The sequence below is a fragment of the Streptomyces sp. cmx-18-6 genome (genome assembly GCF_046548915.1).
In the GTDB taxonomy this organism is placed as follows: domain Bacteria; phylum Actinomycetota; class Actinomycetes; order Streptomycetales; family Streptomycetaceae; genus Streptomyces.
In genome coordinates this window covers 171066-193318 of sequence record NZ_JAEBEP010000003.1, presented here as the reverse complement: position 1 = coordinate 193318, position 22253 = coordinate 171066, and the positions used below count along the sequence as shown (strand labels likewise).

The following is a 22253-nucleotide window of genomic DNA, read 5'->3' as shown; positions in this document are numbered from 1 at the left end:
AAGGGTCTGCGGACCTGTCCGCACCCGGTCGGGGCTGCTCACGGGGACGATACGGTCCCCGGGACGCGATGCCCGGGCCGGTGCCTGCGATAGCGTCGGGCCATGACGACAGTGCCCACCCACACGGGAGTAGGGCCGCTGCTGCGCGGCTGCCGCGAGGAGCGGCGGCTGAGCCAGTTGGCGCTGGCGCTGCGGGCCGACTCCTCGGCCCGGCACATCTCGTTCATCGAGACGGGGCGGTCCCGGCCGAGCGAGGAGATGGTCCTCCGGCTCGCCGAGCACCTGGACGTCCCCGTACGGGAGCGCAACGCCCTGCTGCTGGCCGCCGGGTACGCCCCGAGGTACACGGAGTCGGCGCTCGACGACCCGCAGCTGGAGACGCTTCGGGAGGGCATCGGACAGCTGCTGCGCGGATACGACCCCTATCCGGCGCTCGTCGTGGACGGTTCCTACACCGTGGTGGCGGCGAACGAGGGCATCGGAGCGCTGCTCTCCGGTGTGGCGGGGCATCTGCTGACGCCGCCGCTGAACGCCATGCGGATCACGCTCCACCCGGAGGGCCTGGCGCCGCGGATCCGGAACCTGCGGGAGTGGCGGGGCCATCTGCTGGCCCAGATGGAGCGGCAGATCGCCCTGTCCCGCTCCCGGCCGATGCGCGAGCTGTACGAGGAGGTGTCGGCGTACCCGCTGCCGGAGGGCGCCTCGGACGCCGGCGACCGGGAGGATCCCGAGCCGTTCCCCTTCTTCGCGCTGCCGATGCGGATCGAGCACGACGGGCGGCTGCTGTCGTTCGTCTCCTCGATCTCGACGTTCAACACCCCCACGGACGTGACGGTCGCCGAGCTGGCCATCGAGACGCTGCTCCCGGCCGACCCGGCGACGGTCGCGTACCTGCGGTCGCTCAGCGGGTAGCGGCGCGCAGGGCAAACCACTGGAGCCCGGCGAAGCCGGCGACGAAGGCGGCCTGCACGGGGATCCACACGAGCCCGGCGGTGGTGGGGTCGAGGTGGACGACGAGCGCGCCGACGCTCAGCACGACCCAGAGGACGTTGACGTCGACGACGGCCTTGACACCGAGGACGGGCGGCTCCGGGCGGCTCGCCACCCAGGCGACCGCTGCGGCGTACCCGGTGAGGAGCAGGCCGAGTGCGAGGAGCAGCCGGGAACCGATGCCGAGCAGCTCACCGAGCGGCCCGGAGGCGGCGAGGTAGGCGAGCCCGTTGGCCCCGGTGACGACGGCGTCGAGAGCGAGGAATCGGCGCAGCGCGGACTGCGGCCGCGTGGTACGCGAGAGACCGACGAGCAGGGCCTGCGACATGACGGATCACCCTCCAAGGGGGGATGGTTGGGGCGGCGAAGGACCGGGACCCGACCGGATCGCGCCGCCCGGGTTCCGCCGGCCATCACGATGCCGCGGGGTGCGGCGGGGGTCGATTACGCGAGAGGTAATGGGGCCCCCGGGGCCTCGTCCCCGGGCCGGGGCTCCAAGCTCCGACGGACTCGTGCTGGTTGGCGGCGGGTCGCCGTGCCGCATCGAGCCCGTGAGGCCCTTCCCGGGTCCTTGGAGGCGGGCGACGGCTGCCGGCTCGTCGGGGTGACGGTGATCACAGCCGCCCACGGGGGATGGCTGCATAGGCTTGTGCGGTCGTCGTGGTGGGGCTCAGGGGGGCGAGTGCCCCCCGAGGCCACCTGGCGACGCGTCAGCGAGGCCGACAGGCAGTCGGCCGGGGGCCTGGCGGACCTGAGGAGCGCTGCCCGGACGTGCGACTCGTTGTAAGGTGGGAAAACAGCACTTGACCTGCGAAAACGCAGGCGGGGAGCCTACTGTGGGAGTGCATCGATGCTTCGCACCATGTTCAAGTCCAAGATTCACCGGGCCACCGTCACCCAGGCCGATCTGCACTACGTCGGTTCCGTGACGATCGACGCCGACCTGCTGGACGCCGCCGACCTGCTGCCCGGCGAGCTGGTCCATATCGTCGACATAGACAACGGCGCCCGCCTGGAGACGTACGTCATCGAGGGCGAGCGCGGCTCCGGAGTCATCGGGATCAACGGCGCGGCCGCACACCTCGTGCACCCCGGCGACCTGGTCATCCTGATCAGCTACGCGCAGGTCGACGACGCGGAGGCCCGAGCGCTCGTCCCGAAGGTCGTGCACGTCGACGCGGACAACCGGATCGTCGAGCTCGGCTCCGACGCCTCGGCGCCGGTGCCCGGAACCCGTACGGAGCGCAGCCCCCAGGCTGTCGTCGCGGGCGGGTGAGCCCGCCGTCCGCACCCACACCGATGAGGAGAGCGGGAGCCATGGCGCAGAACACCGCAGCGGAGATCAGGGACGACCGGGAACACGGCGAGCTCACGGCCTACGCGGACGGAGAGGCCGCCGGAACCATCGCGTACTTCGTCATGGAGCCCGCGCCCGGCGCGCTGGTGGCCGTGCACACGGTCGTGCGGCCCGAACACGAGGGCAAGGGCATCGCCGGAGCACTCGTACGGGAGTTCTACGCCATCGCGGCCCGGGAAGGCGTTCCCGTCGTGCCGCTGTGCCCGTACGCCGCCGCGTGGGCGCAGCGCCACCCCGACGAGGCGCCCGAGGCCCCGGACGCCCTCGTCCAGGAGGCGAAACGCCGGCTCAAGGACCATCCCGAGATGTTCTGAGCCCGGCGGAGCGGGTCGGACCGAGATCTTCCGACCCAGCGGAGCCGCCGGACACGTGTGGACTCGGCAGGCGCGGGCAGCCGCAGCGAGAGACGGTGGAGAAAGCTCCATCTGTCCGTTTCATGTCGTTGTGGAGGATCGAGATGACCCACCCGTACCCCGACCCCGTACCGCCCTCGCCGACGCCTCCGCCCGTGCCCGGTCCGCCCACCCCCGTGCCGAGCCCGCCGCCCGTGCCGCCGGGGCCCGCGCCGGTGCCCCCGGGCCCGGCTCCGGATCCGATTCCGCAGCCGCCGGCGCCCGGCCCGGATCCCACGCCGGAGCCGGAGCCTCAGCCCGCTGGGTGAACCCGGCCGGGTGAGCGACCGGTCCGCGCACGGCGCGGCGGTGATGCCGCTCCGGCCCGCCTCGGTCAGCCCGGGGCGGGCCCCGGCGTCTCCCCGCGCACGGCGGAACGAGGCGCGTCCCGGTCCTCCGGCTCGATCAGCGCGTCGGCGTGCCCGAGGCCGCTCTCCGCCGCGATCGCGTCCATCGACTGCGCGTCCCGCACCGTCGCGAACGTCACCCCGCCGTCCGGGGCGGCGGAGCGGAAGCCGTGAACGGCGGGCCGGGGCAGGCTGTTGTACGCCCACGGGGTGGAGAAGTAGTACGCCCCCGTGTCGTACAGCACGACGAAGTCGCCCTCCGCCAGCTCCGGCAACTCCCGCCCGTGCGCCACCACATCGCCCGCGAAGCAGCAGGGCCCCGCGATGTCCTGCGCCAGCACCGGCCCGCTCTTCGGGGTCCCGTCCGCACCGAACGCCCCGACCCGCAGCGGCCAGTCGTCGGGCATGAACACGGTACGGGTGGCGGTCTGCGCCCCCGCGTGGGTGAGGGCGATCCGGCGGCCGCCCGCGTCCTTCGTGTACTCCACCCGCGCTCCGATGAAGCCGTTCTTCGCGAGCAGCGACCGGCCGAACTCGGTGACCAGCGCGTAGCGCCCGGAGAACAGGCCGGGGGCGGCCGTCGTCAGGGCCTTCACATAGTCGGCGTAGCTGGGGTGCACGGTGTGGTCGGTGAAGTTGACCGGCAGCCCGCCCCCGATGTCGAGGCTGGTGACCTGCTGGACGCCGAGGCGTTCGTTGATCTCCTCGGCCAGCTCGTACGTCCGCGCCACTCCGGCCGCGATCAGCTCCAACGGGCAGCCCTGCGAGCCGACATGAGCGTGCAGCCGGGTGAGCCACGGGCGCGCCTCGAAGGCCCGTACGACCGCCTCGCGGGCGCCGGGATCGCGCAGCGCCACCCCGAACTTCGAGGTGTCCGTCGCCGTGCTCATCGGCCCGATCGCGCCACCGCCCACCTGCGGATTGACCCGCAGCCCGAGGACGGAGGGGGAGTCCCGGTTCCGCAGCGCGTCGATGCGGCGCAGTTCGTCGACGCTGTCGGCGTTGACGGCCACGCCCAGGGCGAGCGCGAGCCGGATCTCCTCACGGGTCTTGGCGGGGGAGTCCAGGACGATCGTCCCCGGTGCGAAACCGGCCTCCACGGCGAGCCGCAGCTCACCCGGGCTCGCCACCTCGCACCCCATGCCGCAGCGGGCGAGCAGCCGCAGCACCGGGACGAGGGAGGACGCCTTGGCCGCGAAGGTGTGCAGCACCCCGGGGCTGTGGGCGAACGCCTCCCGCAGTGCGGCGACCGACGCGCGCACCCCGTCCGTGTCGATGAACCCGGCGACCGGGCGGGACTCGCTCAGCAACCCCTGCTCGACGGCGGCTCGGACGGCCGCGTCGAACCGGTCCGCGGGCCGTCCGAGGGGTGCGGGAGGCGAGGCGGACGCGGAAGCTGTCTGTGTCGTACGGCCGGAGTCGGTGATGGCTGCCCCCACAGGTCTTCGGCGGATAACTCTGGAACGGCCGCCCCTCAGGCGATGAGCCCGACCACCGCCTCCGGCGTCAGCATCCGGAAGGTGAAGGACTGCTGGAAGTAGAGATGGACACGGGTGGCGTCGTGGTCGGCGTAACCGATGGACAGGTCCTGGCCCAGGCAGAGTTCGAAGTCGCCGCCCCGGGTGGAGAGCAGCAACCCGCCCTTGACCGCGGGCGCCCACAGGATCTCGTCGTCCACGATACGGCTCAGATGGGTCCTGACCGGATACCCGTGATCGGACGTCTCGGCGGCCTCGGTGAACGCGTCCGCGCCCAGCAGCAGCCGGTACGGTCCGTCGACCCCCGCCAGCCGCAGCCGCGTCACCGCCTGGCCGACCGCCACCGGATAGTCCCGCGCGTCGGCGGGCAGCGGCAGCGGGTCGTGCGACGAGCCGCTCCGCAGACCGGTGATCCCGGCCGCGGCGTAACCGTCGATGACCGCCATGTCCTCGGCGAACGCGCAGGTACGCGCCGCGTCCTTCACCGGCTGCCAGTCGCTGTCGGCGGAGCCGCGCTCCACGTCGTCCACGGCCTGCCGGGTCACGGTGAACGGCACCCGCCACTCGACGACCGGCAGCGACGTGCGCGCCCGGGCCATCACGTCCGGCGCGGGCGGGTCGATGTCGCGCAGATGGCCGTCACCGACCGCGGCCAGCGCCGGGCCCCGAGGATCGGATACGTCGACGACGCGGCGGCCCGCGACATGACGGCGGAACGTGCGCCGGGCCTCCTCCTCGATCTCGTCCCAGGCGGCGGGGGTGATCGGTGCGAGTTCGCGGTGCAGATTGTTCATCACGGGGCGCTTTCCTGGAGGCTGCCGATGCGCAGCGAACCATGGTCAGAACCGGCCGGCGCGGACGCCTGCCGGACCGGTGCGGACTCCTGCTCCGGCCGCTCCGTCGCGCGGAGGGGACCGGGCGGGGGCGGCGGGTCGTCGAGGAAGCCGGCGCGCGGTGCGAAGAAGAGCGAGCCGGTGACCGCCGTGGAGAAGTCGAGGATGCGGTCGTGCGTACCGGGCGGATCGCCGAGGAACATGTTGCGGAGCATGCGTTCGGTGACGTCGGGGTCGGCCGCGTACCCGATGAAGTACGTGCCGAACTCGCCCTGCCCGAAGTTCCCGAACGGCATGTTCGCCCGCAGGATGTCCCGTTCCGTGCCGTCCGGGTCGGTGATCGTGTTCAGCGCGAGATGGGAGTCGGCGGGCTTGTCCTCGTCGGGGAACTCCACGTCGTCGAACTTGGTCCGGCCGATGACGCGTTCCTGCTCCTCCACGCAGAGCGCGTTCCAGGAGGTCAGATCGTGCAGGTACTTCTGTACGACGACATAGCTGCCGCCCTCGAAGTCCGGGTCGTCCGCGCCGACGAGCGCCGCCGAGCGGGCGTCGTCGCCCACCGGATTCTCCGTACCGTCCACGAAGCCGAGCAGGTCCCGGTGGTCGAGATAGCGGAAGCCGTGCGTCTCGTCCACGATCCGCAGCGCCCCGCCGAGCCTGGTGAGCAACTGCGCGGCCCACGCGAAGCAGACGTCCATCCGCTCGGCCCGGACGTGCAGCAGCACATCGCCCGGGGTCGCGGGCGCGTGGTGGAGCGGGCCGCGCAACTCCGGGAACGGGTGGAGGTGCGCGGGCCGGGGCCCGCCGAACAGCCGGTCCCAGGCGGACGAGCCGAACGCCGTCACACAGGCGAGCCCCGCGTCCGGGTAGCGGAAGCCGAGAGACCGGGCGACGGCCGCCAGATCGGGCAGCACCTCCCGTACCGCTCCCTCGCCGCCCGGCTCGATCGTGCCGACCAGGATCAGCGCCGCGTTGGTCAGCGGAGCCACCACGGGCTGGACCGAGACGGGATCGGGAACGGCTTCGGACATGCGCGCACTCCAGACCTCGGGCGGATCGCGGGTACAGGGCTCGCAGCCCACTAAGCCACGCCCCGCCGACCCCCGCACCCGGGGTGGCCCGGGCGGGGGCCACGCGGCCCCGGTGCGGCCCGGGCGAGGCCCCCGGCGGGTGCTCCTCAGCCCGCCTCGACCTCGGACCGGTCCCCGCCCCACAGCGTGTGGAACGAACCCTCCCGGTCCGTACGCCGGTAGGTGTGCGCCCCGAAGAAGTCCCGCTGCCCCTGGGTGAGCGCCGCGGGCAGCCGGTCCGCGCGCAGCCCGTCGTAGTACGAGAGCGCCGCCGCGAAACCGGGCGTCGGCACCCCCTGCCGCGCCGCCTCGGCCACCACCGCCCGCCAGTCGTCCTGCGCCGCCCCGATCTCCCGCCCGAACTCCTCGTCGGCCAGCAGGCTCACCAGCTCGGGCCGGGAGTCGTAGGCGGCCCGGATGCGGTCCAGGAACGCCGCCCGGATGATGCAGCCCGCCCGCCAGATGGCCGCCACCGAACCGAGGTCGACGTCCCAGCCGTACGCCTCGCCGCCGGCCCGGATCTGGTGGAAGCCCTGCGTGTACGAGACGACCTTCGACGCGTACAGGGCCTGCTCCACCCGGTCCGCGAACGCCGCCGCTCCCGCCCCCTCCAGCGGCTTCGCCACCGGACCCGGCAGCTCCCGCGACGCCTCGCGCAGGTCCGCGTGGCCCGACAGCGACCGGGCGAAGACCGCCTCCGCGATCCCGGAGACCGGAACGCCCAGGTCCAGCGCGATCTGCACCGTCCAGCGCCCGGTGCCCTTCTGCTCCGCCCGGTCCTGCACGACGTCGACGAACGGCCTGCCGGTGGCCGCGTCCGTATGGGCGAGGACCTCGGCGGTGATCTCGATGAGATACGAGTCCAGCCGCCCGGTGTTCCAGCTCCGGAAGGTCTCCGCGATCCGCGCGGGGGAGTACCCGGCGACCCGGCGCAGCAGGTCGTACGCCTCGGCGATCAGCTGCATGTCCGCGTACTCGATGCCGTTGTGGACCATCTTCACGAAGTGCCCGGCACCGTCCGGACCGATGTGCGCGGTGCACGGGGACCCGTCCTTCGCCTTCGCGGCGATCCTCTCCAGCATCGGGCCCAGCGACTCGTAGGACTCGGCGGAGCCGCCCGGCATGATGCTCGGCCCGTGCAGCGCGCCTTCCTCGCCGCCGGAGATGCCCGCACCGACGAAGTGGACACCGCGCTCGCGCAGCTCCTTCTCCCGGCGGCGGGTGTCCTCGAAGTGGGCGTTGCCGCCGTCGATGATGACGTCGCCCTCGTCCAGCAGCGGCGCGAACTCCTGGATCACCGCGTCCGTGGGATCACCCGCCTTCACCATGATCACCAGACGCCGGGGCCGCTCCAGGGCGGCGACGAACTCCTCGGGGGTGCGTGCGGCGACGAACGCGCCCTCGCCGCCGAACTCCTCCACCAGGGCGTCGGTCCGGGACGTCGTGCGGTTGTGCACGGCGACGGTGAAGCCGTTGCGGGCGAAGTTCCGGGCCAGGTTGCGGCCCATCACCGCGAGCCCGGTGACGCCGATCTGGGCAGTGCCGCTCATCTGTGTGCTCCTGCGGTTCCGGGGGCCGTGCGGGGGCGGGGCGTTCGGTCAGGCCAGTGGTCCGTCGGGCGGTCGGCCGGGCGGTCCGATGGACGGTTCGTCGGGCGGTCGGTCGGGCGATCGGTTCACGGGGATGGCTGCTCCTGGGCGGTGAGAGGTCCGTCGGTGGGAGGACTCCCGGGGATCGAACCGTCGAGGAGGGACTCGTCGTCCCCGTCCTCGGGGATCACATGCATGGCCGCTTCCTCGGCCGACGCCGCGGCGCCGTCGATCCCCACATCGCTGGCGGTGAGCGTGGCCGGAACCCGTCCGTCCGCCTGCTGGGTCAGCCGCCCGGCGCGGGCGACGCCGACCTCGCCGTTCCAGAGCTCGCCGTCCCCGCCCGCCAGATCGCCCACCCCGTCGCCGGAGAAGCCGGGCGTCTCGGGCCGTTCCCTGGTCAGCCGGGCGTCCAGGGACTCGCCCGTGAGCCGTTCGGCGGCCGTGGTGCCGAGCCCGTCGACCGCCCATGGCCGGTCCGGCGGCGAATAGCCCTCGTCGAGGGGGTCGCCGGTGCCGGAGGGGTCCAGGAGGGTGTCCTCCGCGCCGAGCTGTTCCCCGGGATCGGAAGCCTCCGGCTCCTGAGGCTGGTAGACCTCGTCCCCCCAGTCGGTGTCGCTCATGGCGCGTCCTTTCCTCGGGGAGGACCACTGTCCCCTGTACGCAATTCCACTCCGGTCCTGCTTCGGCCGCAAAGGGAAGATCGGATTCCGGAGCTTCGCGGCAGGGCGCCGGACCCGGTTCGTACGCGTGCTGGACGGGTTCGTTCGTACGTGCGTCGAGCCGGTACGGATGTACGTGGAGCCGGCACGTAAGCGCGTGGAGCTGGTAAGTAGGCGCGTGGAGTCGGCACATAGGCGCGTCGAGCCGTTACGTACGGAGGTGTCCACGGGATCACCTGCCCCGTGTCCCCGACGCGCCCTGACCGCCCCGCCCGGCACTCGTGGCGGCCCCTCCCGGCCGAGGCTCCTACGGGCCCGGCTCCGTCCCGCCCCGTCCCGAGCGGGCCGGGGCACGCCGTGCCGCACGTACACTCGGCTCATGGGTCGTAGCGCCGAACTGGGGAAGTGCCCGCACCGGGCCGCCTCCGTGCTGCCCCCGGCCGCGCTCGTCGCCGCCGCACCGGAGCCCGCCGACGCGGCCCCCGGGGCGGGCCGTACCGCGCTGCACGGCCACGGCTAGCGATCTTCGCTCCCGCGCGCGCCCGGCCTGATGCTCAGGCCCGCCGCCACCGGCTCCCCGGCACCACGCACGACTGATCGCATCAAGCACGAGCACCAAGCACGACCGATCACGTTACGCATCACGCATCACGCATCACGCGGCACACGGCGCACCGCCCGTGCCGCTGCCCGGCGACGGCCGCAGAGACGGGCCGAGCCGCACTCGAAGGGACCACCGTGAAGCTGAGCGACCTACTGGCCGGGCAGGACCACCACGTACTGCAAGGAAGCCCCAAGCGCACCAGGATCACCGCCGGCACGACGTTCGACGCGGACCGGGTCACGCCCGGCTCCGTCTTCGTCGCGGTGCCCGACCACGCGGCCGGCGGGCCGGACGCCGTCGCACCGGCCGTCGCCCGCGGCGCGGCAGCCGTCGTCGTCGACGCGCAGGCGCCACCTCTCCCCGCGGCGGCGGGCGACGTCTGCGCGATCCGGGTGCCGGACGCCCGCAGGGCCGCGGCCGTCATCGCCTCGCGCTACTTCGGTGAGCCGGGGCGCGCGATGGACCTGATCGCCGTCACCGGGACCAACGGCAAGACCTCGGTCTCGTACATGGTCGAGTCGGTGCTCCGGCTCGCCGAGGGCGCGCGGGTCGGGGTGATCGGCACCGCCGGCAGCCGGATCGGGGACGAGCCGATCCCGATGCCGCCCTCGGCGCTCTCCACCCCCGAATCGCCCGACCTCCAGTACCTGCTGAGCCGTATGCGCGACAGCGCGGCCGGCAGCGTCGTCCTGGAGGCCACCTCGATGGGCCTGCTGACCCACCGTCTGGACCGGACCTTCATCGACGTGGGCGTCTTCACCAACCTGTCGCAGGACCACCTTGACGACCACGGCACCATGGAGCACTACCGGGACGCCAAACTCCGCCTCTTCCAGGGGCTGTGCCGGCGCGCCGTCGTCAACGCGGACGACCCGGTCGGCGCGGGCATCCGGGAGCTGATGCCCGACGCGGTGACCACGTACGCGCTGGACGGCCCGGCGGACTACCGGGCGACCGACCTGGTGGTGGACGCCGCCGGGACCCGGTTCACCCTGCACCACGACGGCCGGAAGTACCCGGCGGCGATCCCGTCCCCGGGCCGGTTCTCGGTCTCCAACGCCCTGGCGACGGTGGCCGCCTGCCATCTGCTCGGCCACGGCCTGGCCGGGCTCGTCGACGCGCTGGAGCGCATGCCGCAGATCCCCGGCCGCTTCGAGCGCCTCCACACCCCCGGGGGCGCCTCGGTGATCGTGGACTACGCCCACTCGCCGGACTCCCTCAACAAGGTCCTGACCACGATCCGGGGCTTCGCCAAGGGCCGGATCATCACGGTCTTCGGCTGCGGCGGCGACCGCGACACCACCAAGCGCGCCGAGATGGGCGCCATCGCCGGCGCCCATTCCGATCTGTGCGTCCTCACCTCGGACAATCCCCGTCACGAGGACCCCGAGGCGATCCTCGACCAGATCGCCCCGGGCATCGCGGGCACCGGAACGCCGTTCGAACGGTTCACGGACCGCCGCCCGGCCATCGCCTGCGCCCTCGCCTCGGCGGGACCGGCCGACATCGTGCTCATCGCGGGCAAGGGCAGCGAGCCCCACCAGATCATCGGGGACGAGCTGCTGCCGTTCAGCGACATGGCCACGGTGCGCGAACTGATCGGCCAGTAGACGGACCGGGCTCCCTTGCGCGGCATCGCCGTTCGGCGCCACGACGACCCGGCGCTCCACGGGCCGGTCGCGGGCGGGAGTCCGCTTCCGCCGGCCCACTGGAGGCGCTGGCCGCCGGAGTCGGCACGGAGGTGGAGCCGCTGGTCCGCCGCACGACGGAGGAGTGCTCGCTCCTGGACGCCGTGGGCAGCAGCGCGAAGGTGACCGCGGACCGGCAACTCGCCACGTATGCCTCGGACTTTGACCTGCTGCCCCAGCTCGTCCGGACAACCGTTCGTGCCGCGGGACCGGCTGGGCCGAACCGCGAGCCGTGCCGCCGTCATCCCGTGTCCGGGAGGTCCTCCTCGGGCAGCTCGAACAGGCGCTGCGCCCGCTGCCCGTTGTGGTGCCGCAGAGCGGTCACCCACGGCCAGTGGTCCTCGGGCCTGAGCAGGGGGCAGGCGATGCGGTGAGGGATGCGGCACACCGTGCCCGGCAGCGGCTCCGCGTCCCACAGGTTGACGGCCGTCCCGTCCGGGGTGATGATCCACCGCCGTCGTGGCGGGACCGTGTGGGCGGGGACGAGGACGCGGGCTTCGAGGAGTACCCAGTGACCGGTGTACGGAGTGGGGTACCGGTCCTGCGGAAGATCGCAGTACGGGCAGTCGGGCGGCGCGGGGGGACGTGGCGCGGTCGCGCCCTCCAAGAGGGCGTGGAAGGCGTGGGAGAGGCGGTCGGGGTCGTCGTCGGGCCGGTCGGGGCAGGTCGAGGTGTTCTCTGCGTCCCCCATGAGTGCAAGGGTCGGTAATGGGCGTCGGACGCGACAGGGTGCGATCCGGCCGTTCCGGGCGGGGCAGGCGCGCCCGGTGCGCCGCCAGATGGCACATGGGGCGCGGACAGTGCCGCCCGCCCCACGGGAGACGGCCGACATACGACGCGGCGGCGGGGCCACGGCCCGTCAGCGGTCGGGGTGTCGACTTCGGTCAGTACGGCGGCAGTCGCAACGCCCCCGTGCCGTCGCGCACGTCGTGCACGATGCGGATCTTCCCCACCGGGTTGCCCCGCTCGTCCGTGGTCACCAGAACCGCGTCGTCGCTGTTGACGCACCGGCCCCGCGCGTCCGGCTCCGGGCAGAAGAGCCGGTAGCCGGTCTGCCGGTCGACGCGGCCCGGCTCCAGACGCCACACCCACTGGTACGTGCTCACGACCACGTTCGGGTAGGTGGCGCGCAGTTGCTCCCCCACCGCCTTCTGGACCGTCCTGCCGAACTCCTGGCTCTGCCGGAACGGGCGGACGGCCCGGGCCCTGCCCTGCGTCTCGACCCGGCCGGCGTGGATGTCGTAACTGGCCGAGTGATAGCGGTGCCTGGTGAGCGAGGCGAGCAGATCGCCGCGGGTCAGGCGCATCACGGTGGGCCAGGAAGCCTGGCCGCGGCTGCGCTTCGCGGCGACGGCGGGGGAGACCACGTTCACGTACGCGGCCTTCGCCTTCGCCAACGGACTGTCGGCCCCGCTCGCGGAGACCCACCGCTGGACGCAGCCCCCGATGTCGGCGAGCACCTTCTCCACGGTGGCGTTGGTCATCTCGGCCACCACAGAGGGCGCCGTGCCCGTGGGGCCGAGGGCGATGACCGGGTAGCCGCACGCGTCGAAGGCGTCCCGCAGCGTACGGAACGCGGCCGCGTCCGCCAGTCCGCGCGCCACCGCCTCCGTCAGCACCCCGGCGCAGTCCTTGCGGTCGCACATGCCGTCGTCCGCCTTGATGCGCAACCGGACGACGGCGTCGCGGTCGTCGGCCACCGCGAAGGTGACTTCGGAGCCGCCCGATCCGGGAGCGAGCGTGCGCGCCTCGACCGACTGGAGCCGCCCGGGGAAGTGCTTGTCGGCCAGCTCCTCCGCCGCCCGCCGGTCCTCCTTGGTGGTGATGATCCCGCAGCCGCCGAGGAGCGCGACCAGCGAACCCGCCAGCGCGCAGGTGGCCGCGGTTCTCCACCGCCTGTGGCGTGATCCGGCCATGATCGCTCCCCCGGGTCGTCGTGTCCTGTGTTCCTGTGACAGTAGGACCAGTGGCCGTGAGCCGGATGAGTACGCCTACTCAAACCGGGTGCCGGGCCGCACCGCGCATTTCCTCCGGACCGCCTCGCGTCATTGGCATGGACCTGACTTTCGAACTCCGCTACAGTCCGGGACGACGCATCTGAGAGCGCTCTCAAAGCACCAGCCGGATGTGCTCCCGGACGCCTCCCGTTCCACCCCCACGTAGCTGGAACAACAAGGAAGGGTCACTCCCTTGAGACACGCAACCGTGCTGCGGACCGGTCTGTCCGCACTCCTGATCCTCGGCGCCTGGACCGCCGCCGGCCCGTCGACCGCCTCGGCGGCCCCCGCCCCCAACGAGTCCGCCGAACTCCCCGCCTCGGCGGCCCTGCTCTCCGCCATGGAGCGCGACCTCGGCCTGTCGGAGAGCCAGGCCCGCACGCGGCTGGCCGAGGAGAAGGCGGCGACGGCCCTGGAGCCGAAGGCCCGGCGCGCCGCGGGATCCGCCTTCGGCGGCTCGTGGTTCGACCCGGCGACCGGCAAGCTGACCGTGGCCGTCACGGACGCCGGCAAGGCCGCCGCCGTGGAGGCCGCAGGCGCCCGGACGCGGCTCGTCAAGCATTCGGCGGCGCGGCTCGACGCTGCCAAGAAGCGCATCGACGCCCTGACCGCCCCGGCAGGCGTGAGCAGTTGGCACGTCGATCCGGCGGCCGGCAGCGTCATCGTCAACGTCGTCGCGTCCGCACAGGGTGACAACGATGTCCGCGCCTTTGTCGCCAAGGCCCGCAAGGCCGGGCCCGTCACGGTCGAGCGGACCGCCGAGGCCCCGCAGACCTTCGCCGCCGGCACGGTCGGCGGCGACCCGTACTACACCGGCAACGTCCGCTGCTCGATCGGCTTCTCGGTGCACGGCGGCTTCGTCACCGCCGGGCACTGCGGGGGCGTCGGCCAGCAGGTCCGGGGCTGGGACAACTCGTACATCGGCAACTTCCAGGGCTCGTCCTTCCCCGGCGACGACTACGCCTGGGTGAACGTCGGCAGCGGCTGGTGGACCGTCCCCGTCGTCCTCGGCTGGGGCACCGTCCCCGACCAGCTGGTCCGTGGCTCGAACGAGGCTCCGATCGGGGCGTCGATCTGCCGCTCCGGCTCCACGACCCGCTGGCACTGCGGCCGCGTCCTCGCCAAGAACGAGACCGTCAACTACAGCCAGGGCGCGGTGCACCAGATGACCAAGACGAGCGTCTGCGCCCAGGGCGGCGACTCCGGCGGCTCGTTCATCAGCGGTGACCAGGCCCAGGGCGTCACCTCGGGTGGCTGGGGCAACTGCAGCAGCGGCGGTGAGACCTGGTACCAGCCGGTCAACGAGATCCTCAACCGCTACGGATTGAGGCTGCACACCGCGTGAGCCGGGGGAGTCGCCCACCCGCCGGGGTGGGCGACTCCCTCCGACGTACGGAAGCGGCCCCGCCCGGGCGAATCCCAAGGGCGGGGCCGCTTCCGTACGTCGGCTTCCTTCCGCCCCTCCCCGGGTGGCGCGGTCCCGCCGAGGCAACCGCCCGTAACCCCAACGCCCTTCGCGTGGCGCATCGTTCACAAGCTATTGACACCCTCTCAGCGTCGGCGTAACACTGGCAGCGCCTCGGAGAGCGCTCTCCCGTCTCGGTTCCCCACCCGTCACCGGCTGGGGGAGTGCGGGCGGCGGTGCTCCCTCCTGGCTGCACCGTCCAGCTCAACTCTCCCCCCACCGTGCACCCGACGTGCATGGATGCAGAGCGGCATGGAGGTCCGCATGGCGACAAGATTCAGCAGAACGACCCTGGTGTCCGCGTTGATCGTGGCGACCGCCCTGGCCCTGGTGGCCCTGGGGCTGACCGCGATCACGAACGCCGGGGCCACCGCGACCGGCGCCGCCCCCCGGTCCGCGGCCGATCCGCCCCCCGCGGCGTCCCATGTCATGCGGGGGCACACGATGGCGGCGGCCGAGCCCGTGGCCTTCGGGGACGACCCGGACGGCGACGGCTACATTCCGGCGAACCCGCCGGTCACCGGCGTGGAACCGTCCCAGGAGATACCGCCGCACCGCTACTTCCACGAGTTCCAGGCGAACTGTTCGGTCACCCACACCGCTCCGGACGACCCGATCGTCTACCCGGGCCGGGCCGGCGCGTCGCACGATCACACGTTCATGGGGAACGACACCACGAACGCGAGCAGCACCACCGCCTCCCTGAGCGCGGGCGGGACGGCTTGCGTGGCCCCGGGCGACCTGTCGGCGTACTGGATGCCGACGCTCTTCAACGGGAACGAGGCGATCCGCCCCATCGGGCCGCAGACCATCTACTACAAGGCGGGAGTCACGGACTACCGCACGGTCCGCCCCTTCCCCAAGGGGCTGCGGTTCGTCGTCGGCAGCCCGACCCAGACCGCCGCCGAGTTCCGCGACCACCCCGGCATGGTCGAGGGGTACGAGTGCGGTGAGAGCTACCACAACTACGACTTCCCGGCCGTCTGCCCCACCAGTCCGGACACCCAGCTCAACCTTCGTATGCAGGCCCCCAGTTGCTGGGACGGGAAGCACCTGGACACCCCTGATCACAAGTCCCACATGGCCTATCCGATCGTGATGGGGGCCAATCAGGACGTCTGCCCGGCGAGCCACCCGGTCGCCCTGCCGATGATCGAGTTCAAGATGGCGTGGCCGGTCAACGGGGACATGTCGCAGGTGAGGCTGGCCAGCGGAACCGGCTACTCCTTCCACTACGACTTCTTCAACGCCTGGGACGACGCCACGCTCAAGGCCCTGGTCGACCACTGCGTCGTCGGCGGTCTCCAGTGCAACGCCCGGGGCTACGACGAGAACAATCCCGGCCGGGGCGCCGCCCTGGACGAGAACTACGAGCTGCCCTGACCGAGTCGACTGCCCGACCGGTCCTTGAGCGCTCTCTCCCGTGGGCGCACCCCGCCTACGGGAGAGAGCGCTCTCCTGCACTCTTCCTCCTTCTCCAGCCCCTTCCCCACTGAGGAGCCCTTCCCCATGAACCTCCCCCCTCCCCGGCGGCCGTCCCAGGCCCTCCGTCGCACCACCGCACGTCTCGCCGCCGCCGCACTCCTGGCCGGCGCCCTGGCCGCCCTCCCGGCGCCCGCCGCCCACGCGGCGGGCAGCGTCGTGAAGGTGACCGGCTCGCAGGGCGACTGGCAGTTGACCGTGGACGGCTCGCCGTACACCGTGAAGGGCCTGACCTGGGGCCCGTCCGTCGCGGACGCCGGGCAGTACATGCCCGACGTGAAGTCGATGGGCGTCAACACGATCCGTACGTGGGGCACGGACGCCACCACGAAGCCCCTTCTGGACAGCGCGGCGGCGAACGGCATCAAGGTGATCGCCGGGTTCTGGCTACAGCCCGGCGGCGGCCCCGGCAGCGGCGGATGCGTGAACTACCTGACGGACACCGCCTACAAGAACGACATGCTCGCCGAGTTCCCCCGGTGGGTGGAGACGTACAAGGACCATGAGGGCGTCCTCATGTGGAACGTCGGCAACGAGTCGGTGCTCGGCCTTCAGAACTGCTACAGCGGCGAGGCCCTGGAGCGGCAGCGCGACGCGTACACCACGTTCGTCAACGACATCGCCAAGAAGATCCACGAAGTCGACCCCGACCACCCGGTCACCTCGTCCGACGCCTGGACCGGGGCCTGGCCGTACTACAAGAAGAACGCGCCCGACCTCGACCTGTACGCCATCAACTCCTACGACGCCGTCTGCGACATCCGCTCCACCTGGGAGAGCGGCGGCTACGACAAGCCCTACATCGTGACCGAGGGCGGGCCCGCCGGCGAGTGGGAGGTGCCGGACGACGTCAACGGCGTACCGGAGGAACCTGCCGACGCGGCGAAGGCGGCGGGATACAAGAGCGCTTGGGACTGCGTCCAGGGGCACCCCGGAGTCTCGCTCGGGGCGACGCTCTTCCACTACGGCACCGAGTACGACTTCGGGGGCGTGTGGTTCAACCTGCTGCCCGCGGGCCAGAAGAGGCTGTCGTACTACGCGGTGAAGGAGGCGTACGGCGCCGACACCTCGGGTGACAACACCCCGCCCGTCATCAGCGGGTTCGGCGTCGACGACGCCACCGCCGTGCCGGCCGGCCGGACGTTCCGGGTGAACGCCTCGGTCACCGACCCGGACGGCGACGCGCTCAGCCACCAGGTGCTGTTCAGCTCCAAGTACATCGACGACAGCGGCCACTTGACGGACGCCGCCTTCACCGACCGGGGCGACGGGACCTTCGACGTGACCGCACCGGACAAGCTCGGCGTCTGGAAGGTCTACCTGAAGTCGACGGACGGGCGCGGCAACGTCGGCATCGAGACCGCGTCCTTCAAGGTCGTGCCGCCGCAGGTCGAAGGCGTCAACCTGGCCCTCGGCAGGACCGCCACGGCCTCGTCCTTCCAGCCGGACAGCGTCGGCTGCCCCTGCCCGGCGTCCAACGCCGTCGACGGGTCCTTCGCCACGCGCTGGGCCAGTGACTGGACCGACCAGGAGTGGATCCAGGTCGATCTGGGCGCCAGCACCTCCTTCGACCACGTGCAGCTGGCCTGGGAGGGCGCCTACGCCAAGGGCTACACCGTCCAGACCTCCCCGAACGGCCAGGACTGGACCACCGTCCACACCGAGCGGGCGGGCAACGGCGGCATCGACGACATCGAGGTGGCCGGAAGCGGCCGCTACGTTCGCGTGAACACCTCCGAGCGCGGCACCGGGTGGGGCAACTCGCTCTACGAGTTCGGCGTCTACCGCCGCTGACCCCGCCGGCCGGCGAGACCTGCCGCACCGTTCTCTCCCCGCTGCCGGTGCGGCGGGACAGTCCGCGGCGGCCACGGACATCCGTGGCCGCCGCGGACTTCCTTCGACGGGGTACGCGGTCGGCCCGGCCCGGTCCGCCGGGCGTCGGGGGCGTGTACCGCCCGCCGCGAGCTGACCGGGTCCGCGGCTTTCGTCATTCCAGGGTGACGAGGTAGCCGGGCTCGCCTCCGTCGATGGTCTCGATGGCCGTGCCGGAGGTGAACCAGGCCGTGCTGGGCTCGTCCCCGACAGGGATCTGGAAGACGCCGTGGGTCGGGCCCTTGCTGCCCGGGTTGACGCCGAAGGTGGCCACCGTGTTCGTCTTGTGGTTCCAGTACTGGGCGTAGTCGAGGGCGTAACCGTCGTCGGTCTGCGTCTGGGTGTAGCGGGTGTCGCCGACGTTCAGGCTGACGGTGCTGCTCGTGTCCCAGACGTCCTGCTTCTTGCCGATGTTCTCGACGTCGATGGTCATGACGCAGAACTGCTTGCCCGGCTCCGGAGCCGGGGCGGACGCGGAGGCGCCGACCGAGTCGGCGGCCTCCGCCATCACCGCGGGGTCAAGGGGCTTTCCGCAGGTCACATCGGTGACCGTGAACCGCCATCGGCTCGGGTCGCCCGTGGTGTTCGAGGCGATCACGGTCACGTCGAAAGCCTCGCCCTGGGCCGGGGAGCCGAGGATCTCGGCCCCGGGAGGCGCCCCCTCCGTCGCGTCGGAGGACGGTTCTGCGGCTGCGGGGGTGACGTCGTCCACCGAGGAGGTCGGGGACGTCGGGGAGGTCGGGGACGTCGGGGACGTCGAGACCGGCGGGGCGCCGGCGGAACAGCCGACGGCCGCGAAAAGACCGGCGGCGACGAGTACGCCGCAGGAGAAGCTGCGCGAGCGGTACATACGTCCATGGTGCCCGCCGACCCGGCCCACCGCCTGTCAAGCGGCGTCCCGGCCCACGGCACGCGCTGTCGGGCCCCTGCGCCGGCCACTTCCTGTGTACGGGCGGCCGCCCGCCGCCCACTTCCTGTACGGGCCGCCGCCCGGGCCCGCGAACGCCTCCGGCCGCGGCGAGGAGCTCGCCGCGGCCGGAGGCGGACCGGGTGACCGGGTGACCGGTTCAGGCGGGCAGTCCTGCCCGCCGCCCCGCGTGCTCGCGGATCAGCTCCGCGTACCGGCGGCCGCTGCTCTTGACCGTACGGCGCTGGGTCGCGTAGTCCACGTGCACCAGGCCGAACCGCTTGTCGTAGCCGTACGCCCACTCGAAGTTGTCCAGCAGCGACCAGGCGAAGTACCCGGCCAGCGGGGCCCCCTTGGCGACCGCGCGGGCGCAGGCGGCGAGGTGCTCCTCCAGGTACCGGACGCGCTCCGGGTCGTGCACCGAGCCGTCCGCCGCGACGGTGTCCTGGTAGGCCGAGCCGTTCTCGGTGACGTAGACGCGCTCGACGCCGTACTCCTCGGTCAGCCGCAGCAGCAACTGCTCCAGGCCGTCCGCGTGCACCTCCCAGTCCATGTACGTGTGGCGCGCGTCGGACACCGGCACCTGCGTGAAGTGCGGCGCGGGCCCGGAGGGGTCGGCGGTGACGATCTGGCGGAAGTAGTAATTGAGCCCCACCCAGTCCAGCGGGGCGGCGATCGTCTCCAGGTCGCCCGGCCGCACCGGGAGCTCGACTCCGTACAGCTCGACCATGTCCTGCGGGTAGCCGCGTCCCAGGACCGGGTCCAGCCACCAGCGGTTGATGTGCCCGTCCGCGCGGCGGGCGGCGGCGAGGTCGGCCTCGCTCGCGCTCGCCGGTTCGATCGGGCTGAGGTTGTTCACGATGCCGACCCGGGCGTCGGAGGAGGCGGCCCGGATCGCCTGCACGGCCAGGCCGTGGCCCAGGTGCAGGTGGTACGAGGCGTGTACGGCGGCCGTGAGGTCGGTGAGGCCGGGGGCCATCCGGCCCTCCAGGTGCCCGATCCACGCCGAGCAGAGCGGCTCGTTGAGCGTCGCCCAGTCCTTGACCCGGTCGCCGACGCGCTCGACGACGTGGGAGGCGTACGCGGCGAAGTGCTCGGAGGTCTCCCGCACGGTCCAGCCGCCCCGGTCCTGGAGCACCTGCGGCAGGTCCCAGTGGTAGAGCGTGGCGAACGGGGTGACGCCGGCCTCCAGGAGCCCGTCCACCAGCCGGTCGTAGAAGTCCAGGCCCGCCTTGTTGACCGGACCGTCGCCGCCCGGCACGACGCGCGGCCAGGCGATGGAGAACCGGTAGGCGTCCGCCCCGACCTGCTTGACCAGGCCGATGTCCTCGGGGACCCGGTGGTAGTGGTCGCAGGCGATGTCACCGGTGTCGCCGTTGTCCACCTTCCCCGGGGTGTGCGAGAACGTGTCCCAGATGGAGGGGGAGCGGCCGTCCTCGGCGACGGCCCCCTCGATCTGGTACGCGGCGGTGGCGACGCCCCAGGTGAAGTCGGCCGGGAGGGCGTTGAGATCGGTCACGTGCTGCCTTTCTGCGGAGTTCACTTGACGGCTCCCGAGTTCACTTGACTGCTCCCGGGGTCACTTGACGGCTCCCGCGGTGAGTCCGGCGACCAGGTAGCGCTGGAGGAGCAGGAAGCCGGCGACGATCGGGACGCTCACGACGAGCGAGGCGGCCATGACCTGGTTCCAGTACACGTCGTTCTGCGTGGCGTACCCCTGGAGGCCCACGGAGAGGGTGCGGGTGGCGTCGTTGGTCATGACGGAGGCGAAGAGGACTTCTCCCCAGGCCGTCATGAACGAGTAGACGGAGACGGCGACGATGCCCGGCACGGCGGCCGGCACGACGACCCGGATGAGGGCGCCGACCGGTCCGCAGCCGTCCACGAGGGCGGCCTCGTCCAGGTCCTTCGGGATGGAGTCGAAGTACCCGATCAGCATCCAGATGGAGAACGGCAGCGAGAACGTCAGATAGGTGAGGATCAGGCCGCCGCGCGAGCCGTACAGGGCCACGCCGGTCGAGCTGCCGATGTTGACGAAGATGAGGAACAGCGGGAGAAGGAAGAGGATGCCCGGGAACATCTGCGTGGAGAGCACCGTGACGGTGAAGACCCGCTTGCCCCGGAACTTGTAGCGGCTCACCGCGTAGGCGGAGAACACCGCGATCGTCACCGACAGCACCGTCGCCGAGCCCGCCACGATCAGCGAGTTGACGAAGTACTTGGCGAGCGGAACGGTCTCCCAGATGTCGAAGTAGGGCCGGATCGTCAGGGTGGACGGGATCCACTGGAACTTCCCCGACACGTCCTGGAGCGGCTTCAGCGAGCTGCTGACCATCACATAGACCGGCAGCAGGACGAAGCCGGTCAGGAGCGTGAGGACGATGCGCCGGGTCCAGAGGAAGGACTGCGGCGCGGCCATCGGGGAACGGGGGCGCGAGCCCCTGGTGCGGGCCGGAGCGGCGGCGCGCGACGGGCCGGCGTCCGTGGTCCGCGTGAGGCTAGACATCGGCGCCCTTCCTTCCGCGCGAGGTGAGGATCAGATAGATCGCCGTCACGAACAGCAGGAAGAGCAGCAGCAGGACGGACATCGCCGAGCCGGTGCCGAAGTTCCAGGTGACGAACGAGGACTGGTAGATGTGGATCGAGATGAGATCCGCGTTCTCCGGCGCTGACTTCCCGAACAGCACATACGGCGTGTTGAAGTCGTTGAACGTCCAGAGGAAGAGCACGAGGATCAACACCTGGTTGACCGGGCGCAGCGAGGGGAGGGTGATCCGGCGGATCTGCTGCCAGATGCCGGCGCCGTCGATCGAGGCGGCTTCGTACAGTTCACGCGGGATGTTCTGGAGGCCCGCCATCAGCATGAGGAAGGCGAACGGCCAGCCCTTCCACACCGAGACGATGATCAGCGTGTAGAGGCTGTTGTCGCCGATCAGCCAGAAGGAGGGCTCGTCGGTGATCCCGAGCTGGTCGTGCAGCACATGGTTGATCAGGCCGTTGTCCCGCTGGAACATGAACGCCCAGGTGATGACGGCGGCGTAGACCGGCAGGGCGTACGGCACGAGGAAGATCGCCCGCAGGATCCCACGGCCCCGGAAGCTCTCCTGGAGCAGGATCGCCGCCGCCGTACCGAACAGCCAGGCGAAACCGACCGAGAAGAACGTGAAGACGCAGGTCACGAAGAACGAGTGGAGCAGGGCCTCGCCGATCGGCGCGTCGAAGTCGACGGCGATCCGGTAGTTGTCGAGGCCGCTCCAGGGCGCCGCCCCCCAGTTGTTGATGAAGAACTGGGTGAGCTGACGGAAGCTCATCACGATCCCGATGATCATCGGGATGATGTGGATGAGGAGTTCCAGCAGGACGGCGGGCAGCAGCAGGAGGTAGGGCAGTCCGCCTTGGCGGATCCGGTCGGGGATGCGCGGCAGTCTCCTGCGCGCATCCCCGGTGCCCCGGCTCGTACCCCTGGAGGTCGACTTGTCGACCCCGGGGTCCGTGGTGACGGTGGCGGTCATGGATCAGG

General features: G+C 71.8%; 20 protein-coding genes. 8 read left to right on the top strand and 12 right to left on the bottom strand.

Annotation, left to right across the window (positions count from 1 at the left end):
* Window positions 1-102: 102 nt before the first annotated feature.
* On the top strand, window positions 103-912 hold the full coding sequence (locus tag ACLJPL_RS09020; protein WP_411080212.1) for a helix-turn-helix domain-containing protein: 810 nt from the start codon (window positions 103-105) through the stop codon (window positions 910-912).
* On the opposite strand, the gene ACLJPL_RS09015 is transcribed toward ACLJPL_RS09020, so the two are convergent.
* Entirely contained in the window at window positions 902-1318 is a 417-nt protein-coding gene (locus tag ACLJPL_RS09015; protein ID WP_411080211.1) for a hypothetical protein, read from the bottom strand. The two genes, ACLJPL_RS09020 and ACLJPL_RS09015, sit on opposite strands and share 11 nt — an antisense overlap.
* A gap of 522 nt (window positions 1319-1840) precedes the next feature.
* Here ACLJPL_RS09015 and panD point away from each other — a divergent pair.
* The gene (gene panD / locus ACLJPL_RS09010) at window positions 1841-2266 is read left to right on the top strand and encodes an aspartate 1-decarboxylase (protein ID WP_411080210.1); all 426 of its coding nucleotides are present in this window, start codon (window positions 1841-1843) and stop codon (window positions 2264-2266) included.
* A gap of 41 nt (window positions 2267-2307) precedes the next feature.
* Window positions 2308-2661, top strand: a complete 354-nt coding sequence (locus tag ACLJPL_RS09005; RefSeq protein ID WP_411080209.1) for a GNAT family N-acetyltransferase — start codon at window positions 2308-2310, stop codon at window positions 2659-2661.
* A 412-nt stretch (window positions 2662-3073) separates the two neighbouring features.
* On the opposite strand, the gene ACLJPL_RS09000 is transcribed toward ACLJPL_RS09005, so the two are convergent.
* The 5 genes from ACLJPL_RS09000 to ACLJPL_RS08980 all read right to left on the bottom strand — a co-directional run bounded on the left by ACLJPL_RS09000 (window position 3074) and on the right by ACLJPL_RS08980 (window position 8679).
* On the bottom strand, window positions 3074-4525 hold the full coding sequence (locus ACLJPL_RS09000) for a diaminopimelate decarboxylase (protein ID WP_411080208.1): 1452 nt from the start codon (window positions 4523-4525) through the stop codon (window positions 3074-3076).
* A 35-nt stretch (window positions 4526-4560) separates the two neighbouring features.
* Entirely contained in the window at window positions 4561-5358 is a 798-nt protein-coding gene (locus ACLJPL_RS08995) for a family 1 encapsulin nanocompartment shell protein (protein WP_411080207.1), read from the bottom strand.
* Entirely contained in the window at window positions 5358-6428 is a 1071-nt protein-coding gene (locus ACLJPL_RS08990; RefSeq protein ID WP_411080206.1) for a Dyp-type peroxidase, read from the bottom strand. The genes ACLJPL_RS08995 and ACLJPL_RS08990 overlap by 1 nt, the downstream gene beginning before the upstream one ends.
* 146 nt (window positions 6429-6574) lie before the next feature.
* Window positions 6575-8017, bottom strand: a complete 1443-nt coding sequence (gene gndA, locus ACLJPL_RS08985; RefSeq protein WP_411080205.1) for an NADP-dependent phosphogluconate dehydrogenase — start codon at window positions 8015-8017, stop codon at window positions 6575-6577.
* Window positions 8018-8142: 125 nt separating this feature from the next.
* The gene (locus ACLJPL_RS08980; protein ID WP_411080204.1) at window positions 8143-8679 is read right to left on the bottom strand and encodes a DUF5709 domain-containing protein; all 537 of its coding nucleotides are present in this window, start codon (window positions 8677-8679) and stop codon (window positions 8143-8145) included.
* Between the two features lie 418 nt (window positions 8680-9097).
* Here ACLJPL_RS08980 and ACLJPL_RS08975 point away from each other — a divergent pair, with 418 nt between their 5' ends.
* Both ACLJPL_RS08975 and ACLJPL_RS08970 read left to right on the top strand, forming a co-directional pair.
* The gene (locus ACLJPL_RS08975; protein WP_411080203.1) at window positions 9098-9238 is read left to right on the top strand and encodes a hypothetical protein; all 141 of its coding nucleotides are present in this window, start codon (window positions 9098-9100) and stop codon (window positions 9236-9238) included.
* Between the two features lie 218 nt (window positions 9239-9456).
* Entirely contained in the window at window positions 9457-10932 is a 1476-nt protein-coding gene (locus ACLJPL_RS08970; RefSeq protein WP_411080202.1) for a UDP-N-acetylmuramoyl-L-alanyl-D-glutamate--2,6-diaminopimelate ligase, read from the top strand.
* Between the two features lie 319 nt (window positions 10933-11251).
* Here ACLJPL_RS08970 and ACLJPL_RS08965 read toward each other — a convergent pair whose 3' ends face one another.
* Together ACLJPL_RS08965 and ACLJPL_RS08960 are read right to left on the bottom strand one after the other, a co-directional pair.
* Complete coding sequence (locus ACLJPL_RS08965) at window positions 11252-11701, bottom strand: DUF6083 domain-containing protein (protein ID WP_411080201.1); 450 nt, start codon at window positions 11699-11701, stop codon at window positions 11252-11254.
* A gap of 193 nt (window positions 11702-11894) precedes the next feature.
* Window positions 11895-12926 (bottom strand): SCO7460 family lipoprotein, encoded by a 1032-nt coding sequence (locus tag ACLJPL_RS08960; RefSeq protein WP_411080200.1) that lies wholly within the window; start codon window positions 12924-12926, stop codon window positions 11895-11897.
* A 274-nt stretch (window positions 12927-13200) separates the two neighbouring features.
* Between ACLJPL_RS08960 and ACLJPL_RS08955 the strand changes: the two genes are divergently transcribed.
* The 3 genes from ACLJPL_RS08955 (at window position 13201) to ACLJPL_RS08945 (ending at window position 17748) form a co-directional block, all read left to right on the top strand.
* Window positions 13201-14352, top strand: a complete 1152-nt coding sequence (locus tag ACLJPL_RS08955) for a S1 family peptidase (protein WP_411080199.1) — start codon at window positions 13201-13203, stop codon at window positions 14350-14352.
* A gap of 384 nt (window positions 14353-14736) precedes the next feature.
* Window positions 14737-15855 carry a DUF1996 domain-containing protein gene (locus ACLJPL_RS08950; protein WP_411080198.1) on the top strand — a complete coding sequence of 373 codons (1119 nt, stop codon included), beginning with the start codon at window positions 14737-14739 and terminating at the stop codon, window positions 15853-15855.
* 126 nt (window positions 15856-15981) lie between these two features.
* Complete coding sequence (locus tag ACLJPL_RS08945) at window positions 15982-17748, top strand: discoidin domain-containing protein (RefSeq protein WP_411080197.1); 1767 nt, start codon at window positions 15982-15984, stop codon at window positions 17746-17748.
* A 193-nt stretch (window positions 17749-17941) separates the two neighbouring features.
* Here the strand turns inward: ACLJPL_RS08945 and ACLJPL_RS08940 are convergent, their stop codons facing one another.
* The 4 genes from ACLJPL_RS08940 to ACLJPL_RS08925 all read right to left on the bottom strand — a co-directional run bounded on the left by ACLJPL_RS08940 (window position 17942) and on the right by ACLJPL_RS08925 (window position 22245).
* The gene (locus ACLJPL_RS08940) at window positions 17942-18676 is read right to left on the bottom strand and encodes a hypothetical protein (RefSeq protein ID WP_411080196.1); all 735 of its coding nucleotides are present in this window, start codon (window positions 18674-18676) and stop codon (window positions 17942-17944) included.
* A 217-nt stretch (window positions 18677-18893) separates the two neighbouring features.
* Window positions 18894-20252: a GH1 family beta-glucosidase gene (locus ACLJPL_RS08935; RefSeq protein ID WP_411080195.1), complete on the bottom strand. Its 1359-nt coding sequence runs from the start codon at window positions 20250-20252 to the stop codon at window positions 18894-18896.
* 60 nt (window positions 20253-20312) lie between these two features.
* The gene (locus tag ACLJPL_RS08930) at window positions 20313-21239 is read right to left on the bottom strand and encodes a carbohydrate ABC transporter permease (RefSeq protein WP_411080194.1); all 927 of its coding nucleotides are present in this window, start codon (window positions 21237-21239) and stop codon (window positions 20313-20315) included.
* Window positions 21232-22245: a carbohydrate ABC transporter permease gene (locus ACLJPL_RS08925; RefSeq protein WP_411080193.1), complete on the bottom strand. Its 1014-nt coding sequence runs from the start codon at window positions 22243-22245 to the stop codon at window positions 21232-21234. Before ACLJPL_RS08925 ends, ACLJPL_RS08930 begins: the two co-directional genes overlap by 8 nt.
* Window positions 22246-22253: the final 8 nt, after the last annotated feature.